We start from the raw sequence: 14,995 nt of genomic DNA on the forward strand, positions 1-14,995 counted from the left end.
TGCTGGGCGCGGGGGATTGCGGCGGATTGCGGCGCACCGTCGCGGTGCGCGACGGGTCCCGATCGGCCGGTCTGGGACGATCGAGTTCCGGGTATAATTACGGCCTTCCTTTCGCCCCACGTCGCCACCTCGCGCGACTCATCGACGTCAGTCCAGCCCATGGCTCACTTCTCGTGTTTTCCCGGCGCTTCGGCCCTCTCCGATTTCCGTCAAACCCGTCTGCTCGACACGCTCAGGCAAATCGACGCCAACATCGTCGCGGTGCGCGGCCAGTTCCTGCACTTCGTCAATGCGGCCGAGCCGCTGTCGGCCGACGACAGCGCACGCATCGACGCGCTGATGCACTACGGCGCGCCGTTCGAGCCGGCGGCCGAGAAGGGCGCGACCGAGACCTTCGTGGTGCTGCCGCGCTTCGGCACGGTTTCGCCGTGGGCCAGCAAGGCGACCGATATCGCGCAGCACTGCGGCCTCACGCAGGTGCGTCGCATCGAGCGCGGCGTCGAATTCACGGTCACGCTGAAGTCGGGCCTGCTCGGCGGCAAGAAGGCGCTGTCCGACGACGCCCGCGCAGCGGTCGCGGCCGCGCTGCATGACCGGATGACCGAAAGCGTGGTCGCCGCGCGCGACGACGCGAAGCACCTGTTCGACGAACTGCCGGCCAAGCCGCTCGCGACCGTCGACGTGCTGGGCGTCGGCCGCGGCGCGCTCGAGCGCGCGAACGTCGAGCTGGGCCTCGCGCTCGCCGATGACGAAATCGACTACCTGGTCGACGCGTTCCGCAAGCTCGAACGCAACCCGACCGACGTCGAGCTGATGATGTTCGCGCAGGCGAACAGCGAGCACTGCCGCCACAAGATCTTCAACGCGCAGTGGACGATCGACGGTGAGCCGCAGGACATGTCGCTGTTCGCGATGATCCGCAACACCGAGAAGCTAAGCCCGCAGGGCACGATCGTCGCGTATTCGGACAACTCGTCGATCATGGTCGGCGCCGAAGCCGAGCGCTGGTTCCCGCGCAACGCGGGCGCGGCCGGCGAGCCGGGCGAGCGCTACGGGCGCCACACCGAACTCACGCACACGCTGATGAAGGTCGAGACGCACAACCACCCGACGGCCATCTCGCCGTTCCCGGGCGCGGCGACCGGCGCGGGCGGCGAGATCCGCGACGAAGGCGCGACGGGCCGCGGTGCGCGTCCGAAGGCCGGCCTCACCGGTTTCACCGTGTCGAACCTCGACCTGCCCGGCGCTCGTCAGTCGTGGGAAAACGCACGCGACGCGGCGCAGCCGCTCGGCGAGCGCAACCCGAACGATGCGCACGGCCCGTACGGCCGTCCGGATCGCATCGCATCGCCGCTGCAGATCATGATCGACGGCCCGCTCGGCGGCGCCGCGTTCAACAACGAATTCGGCCGTCCGAACCTCGGCGGCTACTTCCGCGTGTACGAGCAGAACGTCGACGGTCAGGTGCGCGGCTATCACAAGCCGATCATGATCGCGGGCGGCCTCGGCAACATCGCGGATCAGCATACGCATAAGCACGACGTGCCGGCAGGCTCCCTGCTGATCCAGATCGGCGGCCCCGGCATGCGGATCGGCATGGGCGGCGGCGCGGCGAGCTCGATGGCGACCGGCGCGAACACGGCCGAACTCGACTTCGACTCGGTGCAGCGCGGCAACCCGGAAATCGAGCGGCGCGCGCAGGAAGTGATCAACGGCTGCTGGCAGCTCGGCGCGGAAAACCCGATCCTGAGCATCCACGACGTCGGCGCGGGCGGCCTGTCGAACGCGTTCCCCGAGATCGTCGACGGCGCGGGCAAGGGCGCGCGCTTCGAACTGCGCAAGGTCGCGCTCGAGGAATCGGGCCTGTCACCGCGCGAAATCTGGTCGAACGAAGCGCAGGAGCGCTACGTGCTGGCGATCGCGCCGGCCGACCTGCCGCGCTTCGAGGCAATCTGCGCACGCGAGCGCTGCCCGTTCGCGGTGGTCGGTGTCGCGACCGACGAACGCCAGCTGAAGCTCGTCGACGACGAAGCGACGGGCGCCGACGAATACCCGGTCGACATGCCGATGGAAGTGCTGCTCGGCAAGCCGCCGCGCATGCACCGCGACGTCGCGCGCGTCGCCACCGAGCGCGCGCCGGTCGACGTGACGGGCATCGCGCTGTCGGAAGTCGCGGTCGACGTGCTGAAGCACCCGACGGTCGGCAGCAAGTCGTTCCTGATCACGATCGGCGACCGTTCGGTCGGCGGCACGTCGGTGCGCGACCAGATGGTCGGCCCGTGGCAGGTGCCGGTGGCCGACTGCGCGGTGACCGCGCTCGACTACGCGGGCTTCAAGGGCGAGGCGATGACGATGGCCGAGCGCACGCCGCTCGCGGTGATCGATGCGCCGGCATCGGGCCGCATGGCCGTCGGCGAGGCGATCACGAACATCGCGAGCGCGCCGATCGCGTCGCTCGACAAGCTCAAGCTGTCGGCGAACTGGATGGCCGCGTGCGGCACGGCCGGCGAGGACGCCGCGCTGTTCGATACGGTCAGGGCGATCGGCATGGAGCTGTGCCCGGCGCTCGGGATCGGCATTCCGGTCGGCAAGGATTCGCTGTCGATGAAAACCAAGTGGGACGAGCAGGGCGTCGCGAAGGAAGTGGTGTCGCCGGTGTCGCTGATCATCTCCGCGTTCGCACCGGTCGAGGACGTGCGCCGTCACCTGACGCCGCAACTGCGCCGCATCGCCGACGCGGGCGACAGCGTGCTGATCGCGATCGATCTCGGCCGCGGCAAGAACCGGATGGGCGGCAGCATCTTCGCGCAGGTCACGCAGCAGGTCGGTGACGCGACGCCGGACGTCGACGATCCGGAAGACCTGAAGCGCTTCTTCAACGCGATCCAGTCGCTCAATACGCAAGACAAGCTGCTCGCGTACCACGACCGCTCGGACGGCGGCCTGTGGGCGACGGTGTGCGAAATGGCGTTCGCGGGTCACGCGGGCGTGTCGCTGAACGTCGACATGCTGACGCTCGACCCGAATCACGAATCCGACTACGGCGACGCGAAGGACTGGGCGAAGCAGACGAGCGGCCGTCGCGAGGATCGCACGCTGCGCGCGCTGTTCTCGGAAGAACTCGGCGCCGTCGTGCAGGTGCGCGCGAGCGATCGCGACGCGGTGCTCGGCGCGCTGCGCGAGTTCGGCCTGTCGGCGTGCTCGCACGTGATCGGCACGGTCAACGAGCGCGACGTGATCGAGGTGTACCGCGATGCGAAGAAGATCTTCGACGCGCCGCGTGCCGAACTCCATCGTGCATGGGGTGAAGTGAGCTGGCGCATCGCGCGCCTGCGCGACAACCCGGCTTGCGCGGACGCCGAATACGACGCGCTGCTCGATGCGGCGGACCCGGGCATCTCGCCGGTGCTGACGTTCGATCCGGCCGACGACATCGCCGCGCCGTTCATCGCGACGGGCGCCCGCCCGCGCGTCGCGATCCTGCGCGAGCAGGGCGTGAACTCGCACCTCGAAACGGCGTACGCGTTCGACCGCGCGGGCTTCGACGCGCACGACGTGCACATGAGCGACCTGCTCGCGGGCCGCGCGACGCTCGCCGATTTCGCGGGCGCGGTGGCGTGCGGCGGTTTCTCGTACGGCGACGTGCTGGGTGCCGGCGAAGGCTGGGCGAAGACGATCCGCTTCAACGCGAACCTCGCCGACATGTTCTCGGCGTTCTTCGCGCGCCCCGACACGTTCGCGCTCGGCATCTGCAACGGTTGCCAGATGCTGTCGAGCCTCGCGTCGATGATTCCGGGTGCCGAGGCTTGGCCGAAGTTCACGCGCAACAAGTCCGAGCAGTTCGAGGCACGCTTCTCGTTCGTCGAAGTCGAGAAGTCGCCGTCGATCTTCTTCGCGGGGATGGAAGGCTCGCGGATTCCGGTGGCGGTCGCGCACGGCGAAGGCTATGCGGACTTCTCGCAGCAGGGCGACATCGATCGCGTCGCGGTTGCGATGCGCTACATCGACCACCGCGGCGAAGCGACCGAGCGCTATCCGTTCAACCCGAACGGGTCGCCGGCCGGCATCACGTCGGTCACGACGGCCGACGGCCGCTTCTCGGTGCTGATGCCGCACATGGAGCGCGTGCACCGCACGGTCACGATGAGCTGGCATCCGGAAGGCTGGGACGAAGCGAGCCCGTGGATGCGCGTGTTCCGTAACGCACGCCGCTGGATCGGCTGATGTTCGATCCGCACGCACCGGTCGAGATCGTCACGCTGCGCGATGAACGCGCCAGCGACGTCGAGGCGATCGGTCGCGTGATCATGGCCGCGTTCGCGGATGAACCGCGGCACGGGCAGCTCGAGCGGCAGATCGTCGACGCGCTGCGCGCGGATGGCGCGCTCGGCGTGTCGCTCGTCGCGGAGCGCGACGAGCGCATGATCGGTCACGTCGCGTTCTCGCCGGTCTCGATCGGCGGCGAGCCGGCCGGCAGCCACGCGTGGTACGGGCTCGCGCCGCTCGCGGTGCGGCCCGAATGCCGGCGCCGGAGCATCGGTGCGGGGCTCGTGCGCACGGGGCTCGACGCATTGCGCCGGCTCGGTGCGCGCGGCTGCGTCGTGCTCGGCGATCCCGCGTACTACGCGCGTTTCGGCTTCGCGCCGTCCGGCGATCTCGTGTTCGCGGATGCGCCGCGCGAGTATTTCCTCGCGCTGGCGTTCGACGAAGCTGCGCCGCGGCCGTCGGGTGAGGTCCGCTATCACGCTGCGTTCTATCCGGCATAGCGGTTCGCCACGCTGTCCGGACACGGTCCCGCCGTTCCGAAAAGAAGCCGCCTCGAAGCGGCTTTTTCTTTGCGCGGCCGGGCAGGGCAGCGAGCCGTATCCATACGTGTCCCGGCCGCAACTCGCGGGTCGGCTGCGTCCGGCGCGTGCCGCAGCTGCACGCGCGCATGAAAAAGGCCGCTCCGGGGAGCGGCCTTTGCGTGGGCGAGTGTCGCCGACGTTACTGGATCTTCGCCTGCTGGCGCAGGCCTTCCTCGAACGCCTGCAGCTTCTGCTGCACGAGCTGCTGGGCGATCTGCGCCTTCACCTGATCGAACGGCGGCGGCGCGACATCGCGGATGTCGTCGGCACGGATGATGTGCCAGCCGAACTGCGTCTTCACCGGCGTGTCGGTCATCTGGCCTTTCTGCAGCTTCTGCGCCGCCGCTGCGAATTCCGGCACGTACGCCTTCGGATCGGACCAGTCGAGGTCGCCGCCATTCTTGCCCGAACCCGGATCCTTCGAGTACTGCTTCGCGAGATCCTCGAACTTCGCGCCGCCCTTGATCTTCGCGATCAGGTCCTTCGCTTGTTGCTCGCTGTCGACGAGGATGTGATGCAGGTGGTACTCGCGGTTGCCGCCGGCACCTTTCACGAGCTCGTCATAGCGCGCCTTCACTTCCGCCTCGGTCGGCTGGTTCTTCTTCAGGAAGCTCTCGATCATCGAGCGCAGCACGACCGTCTGCTGCGCGACGGCGACCTGCGCCTTCACGTCCGGGCGGTTCGGGATGCCTTCGCGGATCGCTTCCTGCATCAGGATTTCGCGGTTCACGAGTTCCTGGCGCACGGCCTGCTGCAGTTGCGGGCTGTCGGTCTGACCTTGCTGGACGAGCTGCGCGACCATCGCATCGGCGCGTGACTTCGGAATCGGCGTGCCGTTCACGACGGCGATGTTCTGGGCGAATGCCGGTGCCGCTGCAAAAGCAGCCGCCGCGACCCACAGGCGGGGGGATTTCAGGATCATCGGGAATTCCTGTTGAGACTAGATTGAAGATTCGTTGAATTCTTCGGGCGTATAAGCCACGATCGCGAGCGCGTGTATGCCGCGCTGCATCGCATCAGCGAGCGCATCATACACCAGCCGGTGCCGCGCCACGCGTGGCTTGCCCACGAATGCGGACGACACGATCGTGACCGTGTAGTGGCCGCCGGCGGCCGCACCGGCGTGGCCCGCGTGCTGCGCGCTGTCGTCGCGCACCGTGAGCGACAGCGGCGCAAGCGAGGCGGTCAGGCGCGCTTCGATCAGCGCGATGCGCTCGTCGGGCGAGGCGTCGAGAAAGGCGTCGGTCATGTCATTCGTCCTTCAGGTACTTCGTGAGCCACAGGCTCTGCAGGATGATGAACACGACCATCGCGCCCGTCGTCCCGAACAGCTTGAAGTTCACCCACTGCGATTCGGTGTAGTTGTGCACCACGTACAGGTTCGCGACGCCGAGCACCGCGAAGAACAGCGCCCACGCGACGTTCAGCTTGTCCCACACGGGATGCGGCAGCGTGAGCTGCTTGCCCATCATCTTCTCGATCAGGTTGTTGCCGAACGCATAGCGTGCGGCGAGCAGCCCGATCGCAAACAACCAGTACAGCACTGTCGGTTTCCATTGAATGAATTTTTCGTCATGCAGGACGAGGGTGGCGCCGCCGAAGACGACGATCACGCCGAGACTGACCCACAGCATCGTGTCGACCTTCCGGTGCCGGAAGGCGACCCACGCGACCTGGGCCAGTGTCGCGACGATCGCGACGGCGGTGGCGGTGAAGATGCCCCAGACCTTGAAGGCGGCGAAAAACAGGATGATCGGAAACAGATCGAACAGGAATTTCATGGCGCTCGCAGCTGCGTGAAAGACCGCATCGCGCGGTCTTTCACCGTTGTGGGGACCCGCCAGGCGACACCGTCCGGGATCGGCGCAGCCGGCAAGGCTGTCCGTCCGATCCGTCCGGCGCCGCTCATTCGTTTTCGGGTCGGGACTCGAAGTTTAACGCAGCCGAATTGATGCAGTACCGCAAACCGGTCTTGTCGCGCGGGCCGTCCTCGAACACGTGGCCGAGATGCGCGCCGCAATGGTTGCAGCGGACCTCGACGCGCACCATCCCGTGCGTGCGGTCGATCTTCTCATCGATCACCTCGCCGTTCAGCGGCTTGAAATAGCTGGGCCAGCCGCAGCCCGAATGGAATTTCGCGCCGGATTCGAACAGCGGCGTGCTGCAGACGACGCATTTATAGATGCCGGTGTCCTCGGTGTCGGTGTATTCGCCGGTGAACGCGCGCTCGGTCGCCGCATGCTGCGTGACCTCGTACTGCATCGGCGTGAGCCGGCGGCGCAGTTCGGCGTCATCCTTCTGGTACGGGTAGGTTTTATCGTCGGTATCGTGTGACATGTGGGAGTTCTCCTGATCGGTCGGTCGGGTCGTGCGGGTCACGACGAACAGCTTACTTCGAGCGACCCGGCCCAGTCGGGCGGCAATGCCGCATACGTTTCATGTTCCGGTTGTTCGTCGAACGGCCGGCGCAGCACCTGCGCGAGTCGTTCGACTTCGGAAAAGTCCTTTTCCTTCGCGCGCCGGATCGCGACTTCGGCCAGATGGTTGCGCAGCACGTATTTCGGGTTCACGCGGTTCATCGCGGCCGCGCGGGCCGCGTCGTCGCGCGTCTCCTCGGACAGCCGCGTGCGGTAGAGGTTCGCCCACGCGTCGAACGCGTCGCGATCGATGAACAGGTCGCGCACCGGCGCGTCGCGGCTCGCGTCGTGCTTCGACAGCTGCGCGAGCCGGCGGAACGTCAGCGTGAAGTCCGCATGGCTCGCGTGCATCGTTTCGAGCAACTTGTTCGCGAGCTCGGCGTCGTTTTCGCGCTCGAGCTCGAGGCCGAGCTTCGCACGCATCGCGCGTTCGAGCGCCGGGCCGAAGCGCTCGGGAAACTTCGCGAGCACGGCCTGCGCGTCTTCGACCGCGCGCTCGGCGCGCGCATCGTCGTCGGCGATGCCGTGCTGCAGCCCGATCAGCGGCAGCAGCGCCTGCGCGAGGCAGTAGCAGTTCCAGTGCGCGATGCGCGGCTGCATCCGATACGCATAGCGGCCGCTCGTGTCGGAGTGGTTGCAGATGTGATTCGCGTCGAACGCGTCGACGAAGCCGAACGGGCCGTAGTCGATCGTCAGGCCGAGGATCGACATGTTGTCGGTGTTCATCACGCCGTGGCAGAAGCCGACGGCCTGCCATTGCGCGACGAGGTCGGCCGTGCGCAGCGTCGCGGCTTCGAGCAGGGCGAGGTACGGATCGTCGGCGTCGCGGCACGCCGGATAGAAGCGGTCGATCACGTGATCGGCGAGCTGGCGCAACAGGTCCGGGCGATCGTTCGAGAAGAAGTGCTCGAAGTGGCCGAAGCGCACGAAGCTCTCCGACACGCGCGTGACCACGGCCGACGTCTCGATCTCCTCGCGCACCACCGGCTGGTCGGAGCCGATCACCGTGAGCGCGCGCGTGGTCGGGATGCCGAGGTGATGCATCGCTTCGGAACACAGGAATTCGCGGATCGACGAACGCAGCACGGCGCGGCCGTCGCCCATTCGCGAATACGGCGTGCGGCCGCCGCCCTTGATCTGCAGCTCGTAGCGCTGGCCGTCGGTGCCGGGGAGTTCGCCGATCGTCAGCGCGCGGCCGTCGCCGAGCTGGCCGGCCCACACGCCGAACTGGTGACCGGAATACACCGACGCGTACGGCAGCGCGTTCGCGGGCCAGTCGCGCGTCGGGTTGCCGGCGAACAGCTCGGCGAAGCCGGGCTGGGTGGCGAACGATGCCGGCAGGCCGAGCAGCTGCGCGACTTCGTCGGAAAAGCCGACGACGTACGGTGCGGGCAGCGGCGCGGCCGGCAGCCGCGTATGAAACGCGTCGCCGAGCGTGACGAACGCGCCAAGGGCCGGCGCGCCGAGCGTGGCGGCGAGGTCGGGGAGAGTGTCAGCCGCATCGGCTGCGCTTCGGGAAAACGACATGTTGAGCGCCTCTGGGTAAGCCGATATTGTAAGGCGGCGCCGCGCCGCCCGCATGGCGGCCCGCGTGCGTTGCGCGAGGCCCGTCCGGCCGTGGACGGGCCGCAAGCCGGCGCACCGCTTCAAGGCTGGTCACCGATTCGCGTCCTTCCGGGAGAACAAGACGATGGGTAAGCCGTTGCTGGGCCAGATGATGGACATGCCGTTGCTGGTGTCGTCGCTGATCGCGCATGCCGCGCGTTATGCGGGCGACACGGAGATCGTGTCGAAGCGCGTGGAAGGCGACCTGCATCGGTACACGTACCGCGACTGCGAGCAACGCGCGAAGCGCCTCGCGCAGGCGCTCGCACGGCTCGGCGTCGAATCGGGCGACCGCGTCGGCACGCTGGCCTGGAACGGCTACCGGCACCTGGAGGCGTATTACGGGATCGGCGGAATGGGCGCCGTGTGCCACACGATCAACCCGCGCCTCTTTCCGGAGCAGATCGCCTACATCGTCAATCACGCGGAAGACCGTTACGTTTTCTTCGACATCAATTTCGCGCCGCTCGTCGATGCGATCGCGCCGCAGTGCCCGCACGTGAAGGGCTGGATCGCGATGACCGACGCCGCGCACGTGCCGTCCGGCGCGCTGCCGTACCTGTGCTACGAAACGCTCGTCGACGCCGAAGACGGCCACTATGACTGGCCGCGCCTCGACGAGCTGCAGGCGTCGGGCCTGTGCTACACGTCGGGCACGACGGGCAATCCGAAGGGCGTGCTGTATTCGCATCGCTCGACGGTGCTGCACGCATACGGCGCCGCACTGCCCGACGCGATGAACCTGTCGGCGCTGGACGCCGTGCTGCCCGTCGTGCCGATGTTCCATGTCAACGCGTGGGGACTGCCGTACGCGGTGCCGCTCACGGGCGGCAAGCTCGTGCTGCCCGGCAAGGACCTCGACGGCAAGTCGCTGTACGAATTGATGGAGGCCGAACGCGTGACGTTTTCCGCGGGCGTGCCGACCGTGTGGCTCGGGCTGCTGAACTACATGCGCGAGGCCGGCGTGCGCTTCTCGACGCTGAACCGCACGGTGATCGGCGGCTCCGCGTGCCCGCCCGCGATGCTGCGCACGTTCGAGGACGAATACGGCGTGCGCGTGATCCATGCGTGGGGGATGACCGAGCTGTCGCCGCTCGGCACGCTCGCGAAGCTGAACTGGGCGCAGTCGCAGCGGCCGCTCGACACGCAGCGCCGGCTGCTGGAGAAGCAGGGGCGCGTGATCTGCGGCGTCGACATGCGGATCGTCGGCGACGACGGCCACGAACTGCCGTGGGATGGCATCGCGTTCGGCGAACTGCAGGTGCGCGGGCCCTGGGTGATCGATCACTACTTCCGGAGCGACACGTCGCCGCTGTCGGACGGCTGGTTCCCCACCGGCGACGTCGCGACGATCGACCCCGACGGCTTCCTGCAGATCACCGACCGCAGCAAGGACGTGATCAAGTCCGGCGGCGAGTGGATCAGCTCGATCGACATCGAGAACGTCGCGATTGCGCACCCGGGCGTCGCCGAAGCCGCCTGCATCGCCTGTGCGCACCCGAAATGGACCGAGCGTCCGCTGCTCGTCGTGGTGCCGCGCGAGGGGGCGAACCTGAGCCGCGACGCGCTGCTCGCGTTCTACGAGGGCAAGGTCGCGAAGTGGTGGGTGCCCGACGACGTCGTGTTCGTCGAATCGCTGCCGCACACCGCGACCGGCAAGCTGCAGAAGCTGAAGCTGCGCGAGACGTTCCGCGGCTACGTGCTGCCGACGGCCGTCGGCGAGCCGTAAGCCAGGGCCGGCGACGGTCCGCCACGCAGTCCGCCACGCGGTCGCCCGATCCGGCCCCCGGATCGGGAAAAAATCAAATTGAACGACCGTGCTTTTTCGTTGTATGCTGCCTCCGTTCGATCCGGACATGCGGCTGTTCGACCGCGCACAATGAAGCGCAGCCACCCCGGCGCGCGATGCATGGAGGCAGGCAGATGGCAGTGGATTACTCGACTCGCGACGGCGTGGCCGTCATTACGCTCAACAATCCGCCCGTCAACGGGCTCGGCCTGTCGACGCGCCAGGGCGTCATGGACGCGCTCGATCGCGCCGTGCAGGATCCGTCGGTCACGGCGATCGTGCTGACGGGCGCCGGCCGCGCGTTCTCGGGCGGCGCCGACATCACCGAATTCAATACCCCGAAGGCCCTGCAGGAGCCCACGCTGCACACCGTGATTCGCGCGGTGGAGGCGAGCGCGAAGCCGGTCGTCGCGGCGCTGCACAGCGTCGTGATGGGCGGTGGCCTGGAGCTCGCGCTCGGCGCGCACTACCGCGTCGCGGCGCCTGGCGCGCAGGTCGCGCTGCCCGAAGTGAAGCTCGGCCTGCTGCCGGGCGCGGGCGGCACGCAGCGGCTGCCGCGTGCGGTGGGGCTCGAAACCGCGCTGAACATGATCGTGTCGGGCGCCCCGGTGCCGTCGGAGCAACTCGCGAACAGCGGGCTGTTCGACGCGATGGCCGACGGCGACCTGCTCGACGCGGCCGTCGCGTTCGCGCGCAAGGTCGGTGCGCAGAAGGGGCCGCACCCGCGCGTGCGCGATCGCAAGATCGTTCACGAGAACGCCGCGGGTTTCATCCAGTTCGCGCGCAATTCGGCGCGGGCCGCCGCACCGAATTTCCCCGCGCCGCACAAGTGCATCGACGCGATCGAAGCCGGCGTGCTGAACGGCTTCGACAAGGGCAGCGTCGCCGAGCGTGAGGGCTTCGTCGCGCTGATGATGACGCCGGAAAGCCGCGCGCTGCGGCATGCATTCTTCGGCGAGCGCGCGGCGAGCAAGATTCCCGACGTGCCGGCCGATACGCCGGTGCGCGAGATCCGCCGCGTCGGCGTGATCGGCGCGGGCACGATGGGCGGCGGGATCGCGATGAACTTCATCAACGCGGGCCTGCCCGTCACGCTGCTCGAGACGAAGCAGGACGCACTCGAGCGCGGGCTGGCCACGATCCGCAAGAACTACGACGCGCAGGTGAAGAAGGGCAAGCTCACGCAGCAGAAGCTCGACGCGCGCATGGCGCTGATCACGCCGACGCTGTCCTATGACGACCTGAAGGACGCGGACCTGATCGTCGAGGCCGTGTTCGAGGAGCTCGGCGTGAAGGAGCAGGTGTTCGGCCAGCTCGACGCCGTGGCGAAGCCGGGCGCGATCCTCGCGTCGAACACGTCGACGCTCGACGTCGACAAGATCGCCGCGTTCACGAAGCGTCCGCAGGACGTGGTTGGCATGCACTTCTTCAGCCCCGCGAACGTGATGAAGCTGCTCGAGGTCGTGCGCGGCGCGCAGACCGCGAAGGACGTGCTCGCGACCGTGATGGCGGTCGCCAAGAAGATCCGCAAGACGGCGGTCGTGTCGGGCGTGTGCGACGGCTTCATCGGCAACCGGATGATCGAGCAGTACATCCGCCAGGCGCTCTTCATGCTCGAGGAAGGCGCGCTGCCCGCGCAGGTCGACCGTGCGATCGAGAAGTTCGGTTTCGCGATGGGCCCGTTCCGGATGAGCGACCTCGCCGGCAACGACATCGGCTGGGCGATCCGCAAGCGCCGCTATGTCGAGCAGCCCGATCTGCAGTACTCGAAGATCGCCGACCGCCTGTGCGAACTGGGCCGCTTCGGCCAGAAGACGGGCGGCGGCTGGTACGACTACGTGCCGGGCGAGCGCAAGGCGAAGCCGTCGGCACTTGTCGACGAGATGGTCGTCGCGTATTCGAAGGAGCGCGGCGTCGAGCGGCGCAAGATCGGCGACGACGAAATCGTCGAGCGGCTCGTGTTCGCGCTCGTCAACGAAGGCGCGAAGATTCTCGAGGAGAAGATCGCGTCGAAGGCGTCCGACATCGACATGGTCTACCTGACCGGCTACGGCTTCCCGCTCTGGCGTGGCGGCCCGATGCTGTACGCGGACATGGTCGGCCTCTACAACGTCGAGCGGGCGATCCGCCGCTACGCGGCCGCGCCGAACGGCGACGCGTGGCAGCTCGCGCCGTCGATCGTCGAGCGGGCGGCGGCCGGGCGCGGATTCAACGACTGACGGGCCCCGCGCGTGACGGCACGGCGAAGCCCGCAAGGAGAAACGCAATGAAACGCACTGACGACGTATTGCTCGTGATCGACGTGCAGTACGACTTCATGCCGGGCGGCGCACTCGCGGTGCCGGACGGCGACGCGGTCGTGCCGGTGATCAACGCGCTCGCGCGACGCTTCGACCAGGTCGTGCTGACGCAGGACTGGCACCCGCGCGAACACGTGTCGTTCGCGGCGAACCACCCGGGGCACGAGCCGTTCTCGACGCTCGCGCTGCCGTACGGCGAGCAGGTGCTGTGGCCCGTGCACTGCGTGCAGGACACCGAAGGCGCGGCGCTGCATCGCGATCTCGACATCCCGCACGCCAGGCTCGTGATCCGCAAGGGCGGCGACGCACAGCTCGACAGCTATTCCGCGTTCGTCGAGGCCGACCGCACGACGCGCACGGGGCTCGCCGGCTATCTGCGCGAGCTCGGCGCGAAGCGCGTGTGGTGTTGCGGGCTCGCGACCGACTATTGCGTCGCGTGGTCCGCGCTCGATGCGCGCGCGGCTGGCTTCGAAGCCGCGGTGATCAACGATGCGTGCCGCGCGATCGACCTGAACGGGTCGCTCGCGCACGCATGGCAACAGATGCAGGCAGCGGGCGTCGCATATGTGACGTCCGCGGGCGCGCGCCCGACGGCGTAGCGCATTCCCATCCGATTCAGGACAGCAGGACCGAAGGAGACTCGCATGACCGAAGCCGTAATCGTATCGACCGCACGCACGCCGCTCGCGAAATCGTGGCGCGGCGCATTCAACATGACGCACGGCGCGACGCTCGGCGGCCACGTGGTCGCGGCCGCGCTCGAACGCGCGAAGCTCGACCCCGCGCGCATCGAGGACGTGATCATGGGTTGCGCGAACCCCGAAGGCGCGACCGGCGCCAACATCGCGCGGCAGATCGCGCTGCGCGCCGGGCTGCCGGTGAGCGTGCCGGGGATGACGGTGAACCGTTTCTGCTCGTCCGGTCTGCAGACGATCGCGCTCGCCGCGCAGCGGATCATCGCGGGCGAGGGTGACGTGTACATCGCAGGCGGCGTCGAATCGATCTCGTGCGTGCAGAACGAGATGAACCGGCACATGGTCCAGGAAGGCTGGCTCGTCGAGCACAAGCCGCAGATCTACTGGAACATGCTGCAGACGGCGGAGAACGTCGCGAAGCGCTACGGGATTTCGAAGGAGCGCCAGGACGCGTATGGCGTGCAGTCGCAACTGCGGGCCGCGGCCGCGCAGGAAGCCGGGCGCTTCAACGACGAGATCGTGCCGATCACCGTACGCGCGGGCATTGCCGACAAGGCGACGGGCCGGCTGTTCACGCAGGACGTGACGGTGTCGGCCGACGAAGGCATCCGGCCCGACACGACGCTCGAAGGCGTGTCGAAGATCCGTTCGGCCGTGCCGGGCGGCGTGATCACCGCGGGCAACGCGAGCCAGTTCTCGGACGGCGCGTCGGCGTGCGTGGTGATGAACGCGGATGTCGCGCAGCGCGAAGGGCTGCGTCCGCTCGGCGTGTTCCGCGGTTTCGCGGTGGCCGGTTGCGAGCCGGACGAGATGGGCATCGGCCCGGTGTTCGCGGTGCCGAAGCTGCTGAAGCAGGCGGGGCTGAAGGTCGACGACATCGGCCTGTGGGAACTGAACGAAGCGTTCGCGGTGCAAGTGTTGTACTGTCGCGACACGCTCGGGATTCCCGAGGACCGCCTGAACGTGAACGGTGGCGCGATCGCGGTCGGCCATCCGTACGGTGTGTCGGGTGCGCGCCTGACGGGCCATGCGCTGATCGAAGGCAAGCGGCGCGGCGTGAAATATGTGGTCGTCACGATGTGCATCGGCGGCGGGCAGGGGGCGGCCGGCCTGTTCGAAATCGTTTGATTTTGACCGACCTGCGCTCGCGGCTTCGTGGGTGGAAGCCGCGAGCGCCGGCATTCGCATGCCATTCGCAAGGAATGGGCAGCAAAAGGTGTAGATTTCATGCTGCCGTTTCCCCTTACTTGTCAAACGAATTGCCGCATCTATACTTGCTCTGACATTTGCCTTTCGGCGGGATGGGCCAGCGCGTGCGTTGCACCGACGCTCGCGACGCGTT

At 67.9% G+C, this 14,995-nt stretch carries 11 protein-coding genes; 6 read left to right on the plus strand and 5 right to left on the minus strand.

What is annotated here, in order from left to right; genetic code table 11:
• Positions 1-159: 159 nt before the first annotated feature.
• Together purL and F3J14_RS22145 are read left to right on the plus strand one after the other, a co-directional pair.
• Positions 160-4,224 carry a phosphoribosylformylglycinamidine synthase gene (gene purL, locus F3J14_RS22140; RefSeq protein ID WP_166724836.1) on the plus strand — a complete coding sequence of 1,355 codons (4,065 nt, stop codon included), beginning with the start codon at positions 160-162 and terminating at the stop codon, positions 4,222-4,224.
• Positions 4,224-4,766 carry an N-acetyltransferase gene (locus F3J14_RS22145; RefSeq protein WP_166724837.1) on the plus strand — a complete coding sequence of 181 codons (543 nt, stop codon included), beginning with the start codon at positions 4,224-4,226 and terminating at the stop codon, positions 4,764-4,766. Before purL ends, F3J14_RS22145 begins: the two co-directional genes overlap by 1 nt.
• Before the next feature lie 220 nt (positions 4,767-4,986).
• Here F3J14_RS22145 and F3J14_RS22150 read toward each other — a convergent pair whose 3' ends face one another.
• The 5 genes from F3J14_RS22150 to F3J14_RS22170 all read right to left on the minus strand — a co-directional run bounded on the left by F3J14_RS22150 (position 4,987) and on the right by F3J14_RS22170 (position 8,791).
• Positions 4,987-5,769: a peptidylprolyl isomerase gene (locus tag F3J14_RS22150; protein ID WP_006755394.1), complete on the minus strand. Its 783-nt coding sequence runs from the start codon at positions 5,767-5,769 to the stop codon at positions 4,987-4,989.
• An 18-nt stretch (positions 5,770-5,787) separates the two neighbouring features.
• Positions 5,788-6,096: a BolA family protein gene (locus F3J14_RS22155; RefSeq protein ID WP_166724838.1), complete on the minus strand. Its 309-nt coding sequence runs from the start codon at positions 6,094-6,096 to the stop codon at positions 5,788-5,790.
• 1 nt (position 6,097) lies between these two features.
• Positions 6,098-6,628: a septation protein A gene (locus F3J14_RS22160; RefSeq protein WP_006753406.1), complete on the minus strand. Its 531-nt coding sequence runs from the start codon at positions 6,626-6,628 to the stop codon at positions 6,098-6,100.
• Positions 6,629-6,752: 124 nt separating this feature from the next.
• Positions 6,753-7,184, minus strand: coding sequence for a peptide-methionine (R)-S-oxide reductase MsrB (gene msrB, locus F3J14_RS22165; RefSeq protein ID WP_166724839.1), 432 nt, complete (start codon positions 7,182-7,184; stop codon positions 6,753-6,755).
• A 38-nt stretch (positions 7,185-7,222) separates the two neighbouring features.
• Complete coding sequence (locus tag F3J14_RS22170; RefSeq protein ID WP_166724840.1) at positions 7,223-8,791, minus strand: protein adenylyltransferase SelO; 1,569 nt, start codon at positions 8,789-8,791, stop codon at positions 7,223-7,225.
• 163 nt (positions 8,792-8,954) lie between these two features.
• Here F3J14_RS22170 and F3J14_RS22175 point away from each other — a divergent pair, with 163 nt between their 5' ends.
• From F3J14_RS22175 to F3J14_RS22190, 4 genes are all read left to right on the plus strand, one after another.
• Positions 8,955-10,598 (plus strand): 3-(methylthio)propionyl-CoA ligase, encoded by a 1,644-nt coding sequence (locus F3J14_RS22175; RefSeq protein WP_166724841.1) that lies wholly within the window; start codon positions 8,955-8,957, stop codon positions 10,596-10,598.
• A 194-nt stretch (positions 10,599-10,792) separates the two neighbouring features.
• Positions 10,793-12,877 (plus strand): 3-hydroxyacyl-CoA dehydrogenase NAD-binding domain-containing protein, encoded by a 2,085-nt coding sequence (locus F3J14_RS22180; RefSeq protein WP_166724842.1) that lies wholly within the window; start codon positions 10,793-10,795, stop codon positions 12,875-12,877.
• Positions 12,878-12,924: 47 nt separating this feature from the next.
• The gene (pncA, locus tag F3J14_RS22185; protein WP_166724843.1) at positions 12,925-13,557 is read left to right on the plus strand and encodes a bifunctional nicotinamidase/pyrazinamidase; all 633 of its coding nucleotides are present in this window, start codon (positions 12,925-12,927) and stop codon (positions 13,555-13,557) included.
• A gap of 45 nt (positions 13,558-13,602) precedes the next feature.
• Positions 13,603-14,781 (plus strand): acetyl-CoA C-acyltransferase, encoded by a 1,179-nt coding sequence (locus F3J14_RS22190; protein WP_166724844.1) that lies wholly within the window; start codon positions 13,603-13,605, stop codon positions 14,779-14,781.
• Positions 14,782-14,995 lie beyond the last annotated feature (214 nt).

Source organism: Burkholderia sp. Tr-862, assembly GCF_011753085.1.
Classification (GTDB): domain Bacteria; phylum Pseudomonadota; class Gammaproteobacteria; order Burkholderiales; family Burkholderiaceae; genus Burkholderia; species Burkholderia ambifaria.

Bases quoted from the DNA above. Each gene is read 5' to 3' on its own strand.
- pncA (WP_166724843.1), top strand. From the start codon at position 12,925: ATGAAACGCACTGACGACGTATTGCTCGTGATCGACGTGCAGTACGAC.
- F3J14_RS22160 (WP_006753406.1), bottom strand. From the start codon at position 6,628: ATGAAATTCCTGTTCGATCTGTTTCCGATCATCCTGTTTTTCGCCGCC.
- F3J14_RS22175 (WP_166724841.1), top strand. From the start codon at position 8,955: ATGGGTAAGCCGTTGCTGGGCCAGATGATGGACATGCCGTTGCTGGTG.
- F3J14_RS22190 (WP_166724844.1), top strand. From the start codon at position 13,603: ATGACCGAAGCCGTAATCGTATCGACCGCACGCACGCCGCTCGCGAAA.
- F3J14_RS22170 (WP_166724840.1), bottom strand. From the start codon at position 8,791: ATGTCGTTTTCCCGAAGCGCAGCCGATGCGGCTGACACTCTCCCCGAC.
- F3J14_RS22145 (WP_166724837.1), top strand. From the start codon at position 4,224: ATGTTCGATCCGCACGCACCGGTCGAGATCGTCACGCTGCGCGATGAA.
- msrB (WP_166724839.1), bottom strand. From the start codon at position 7,184: ATGTCACACGATACCGACGATAAAACCTACCCGTACCAGAAGGATGAC.
- F3J14_RS22180 (WP_166724842.1), top strand. From the start codon at position 10,793: ATGGCAGTGGATTACTCGACTCGCGACGGCGTGGCCGTCATTACGCTC.
- F3J14_RS22150 (WP_006755394.1), bottom strand. From the start codon at position 5,769: ATGATCCTGAAATCCCCCCGCCTGTGGGTCGCGGCGGCTGCTTTTGCA.
- F3J14_RS22155 (WP_166724838.1), bottom strand. From the start codon at position 6,096: ATGACCGACGCCTTTCTCGACGCCTCGCCCGACGAGCGCATCGCGCTG.
- purL (WP_166724836.1), top strand. From the start codon at position 160: ATGGCTCACTTCTCGTGTTTTCCCGGCGCTTCGGCCCTCTCCGATTTC.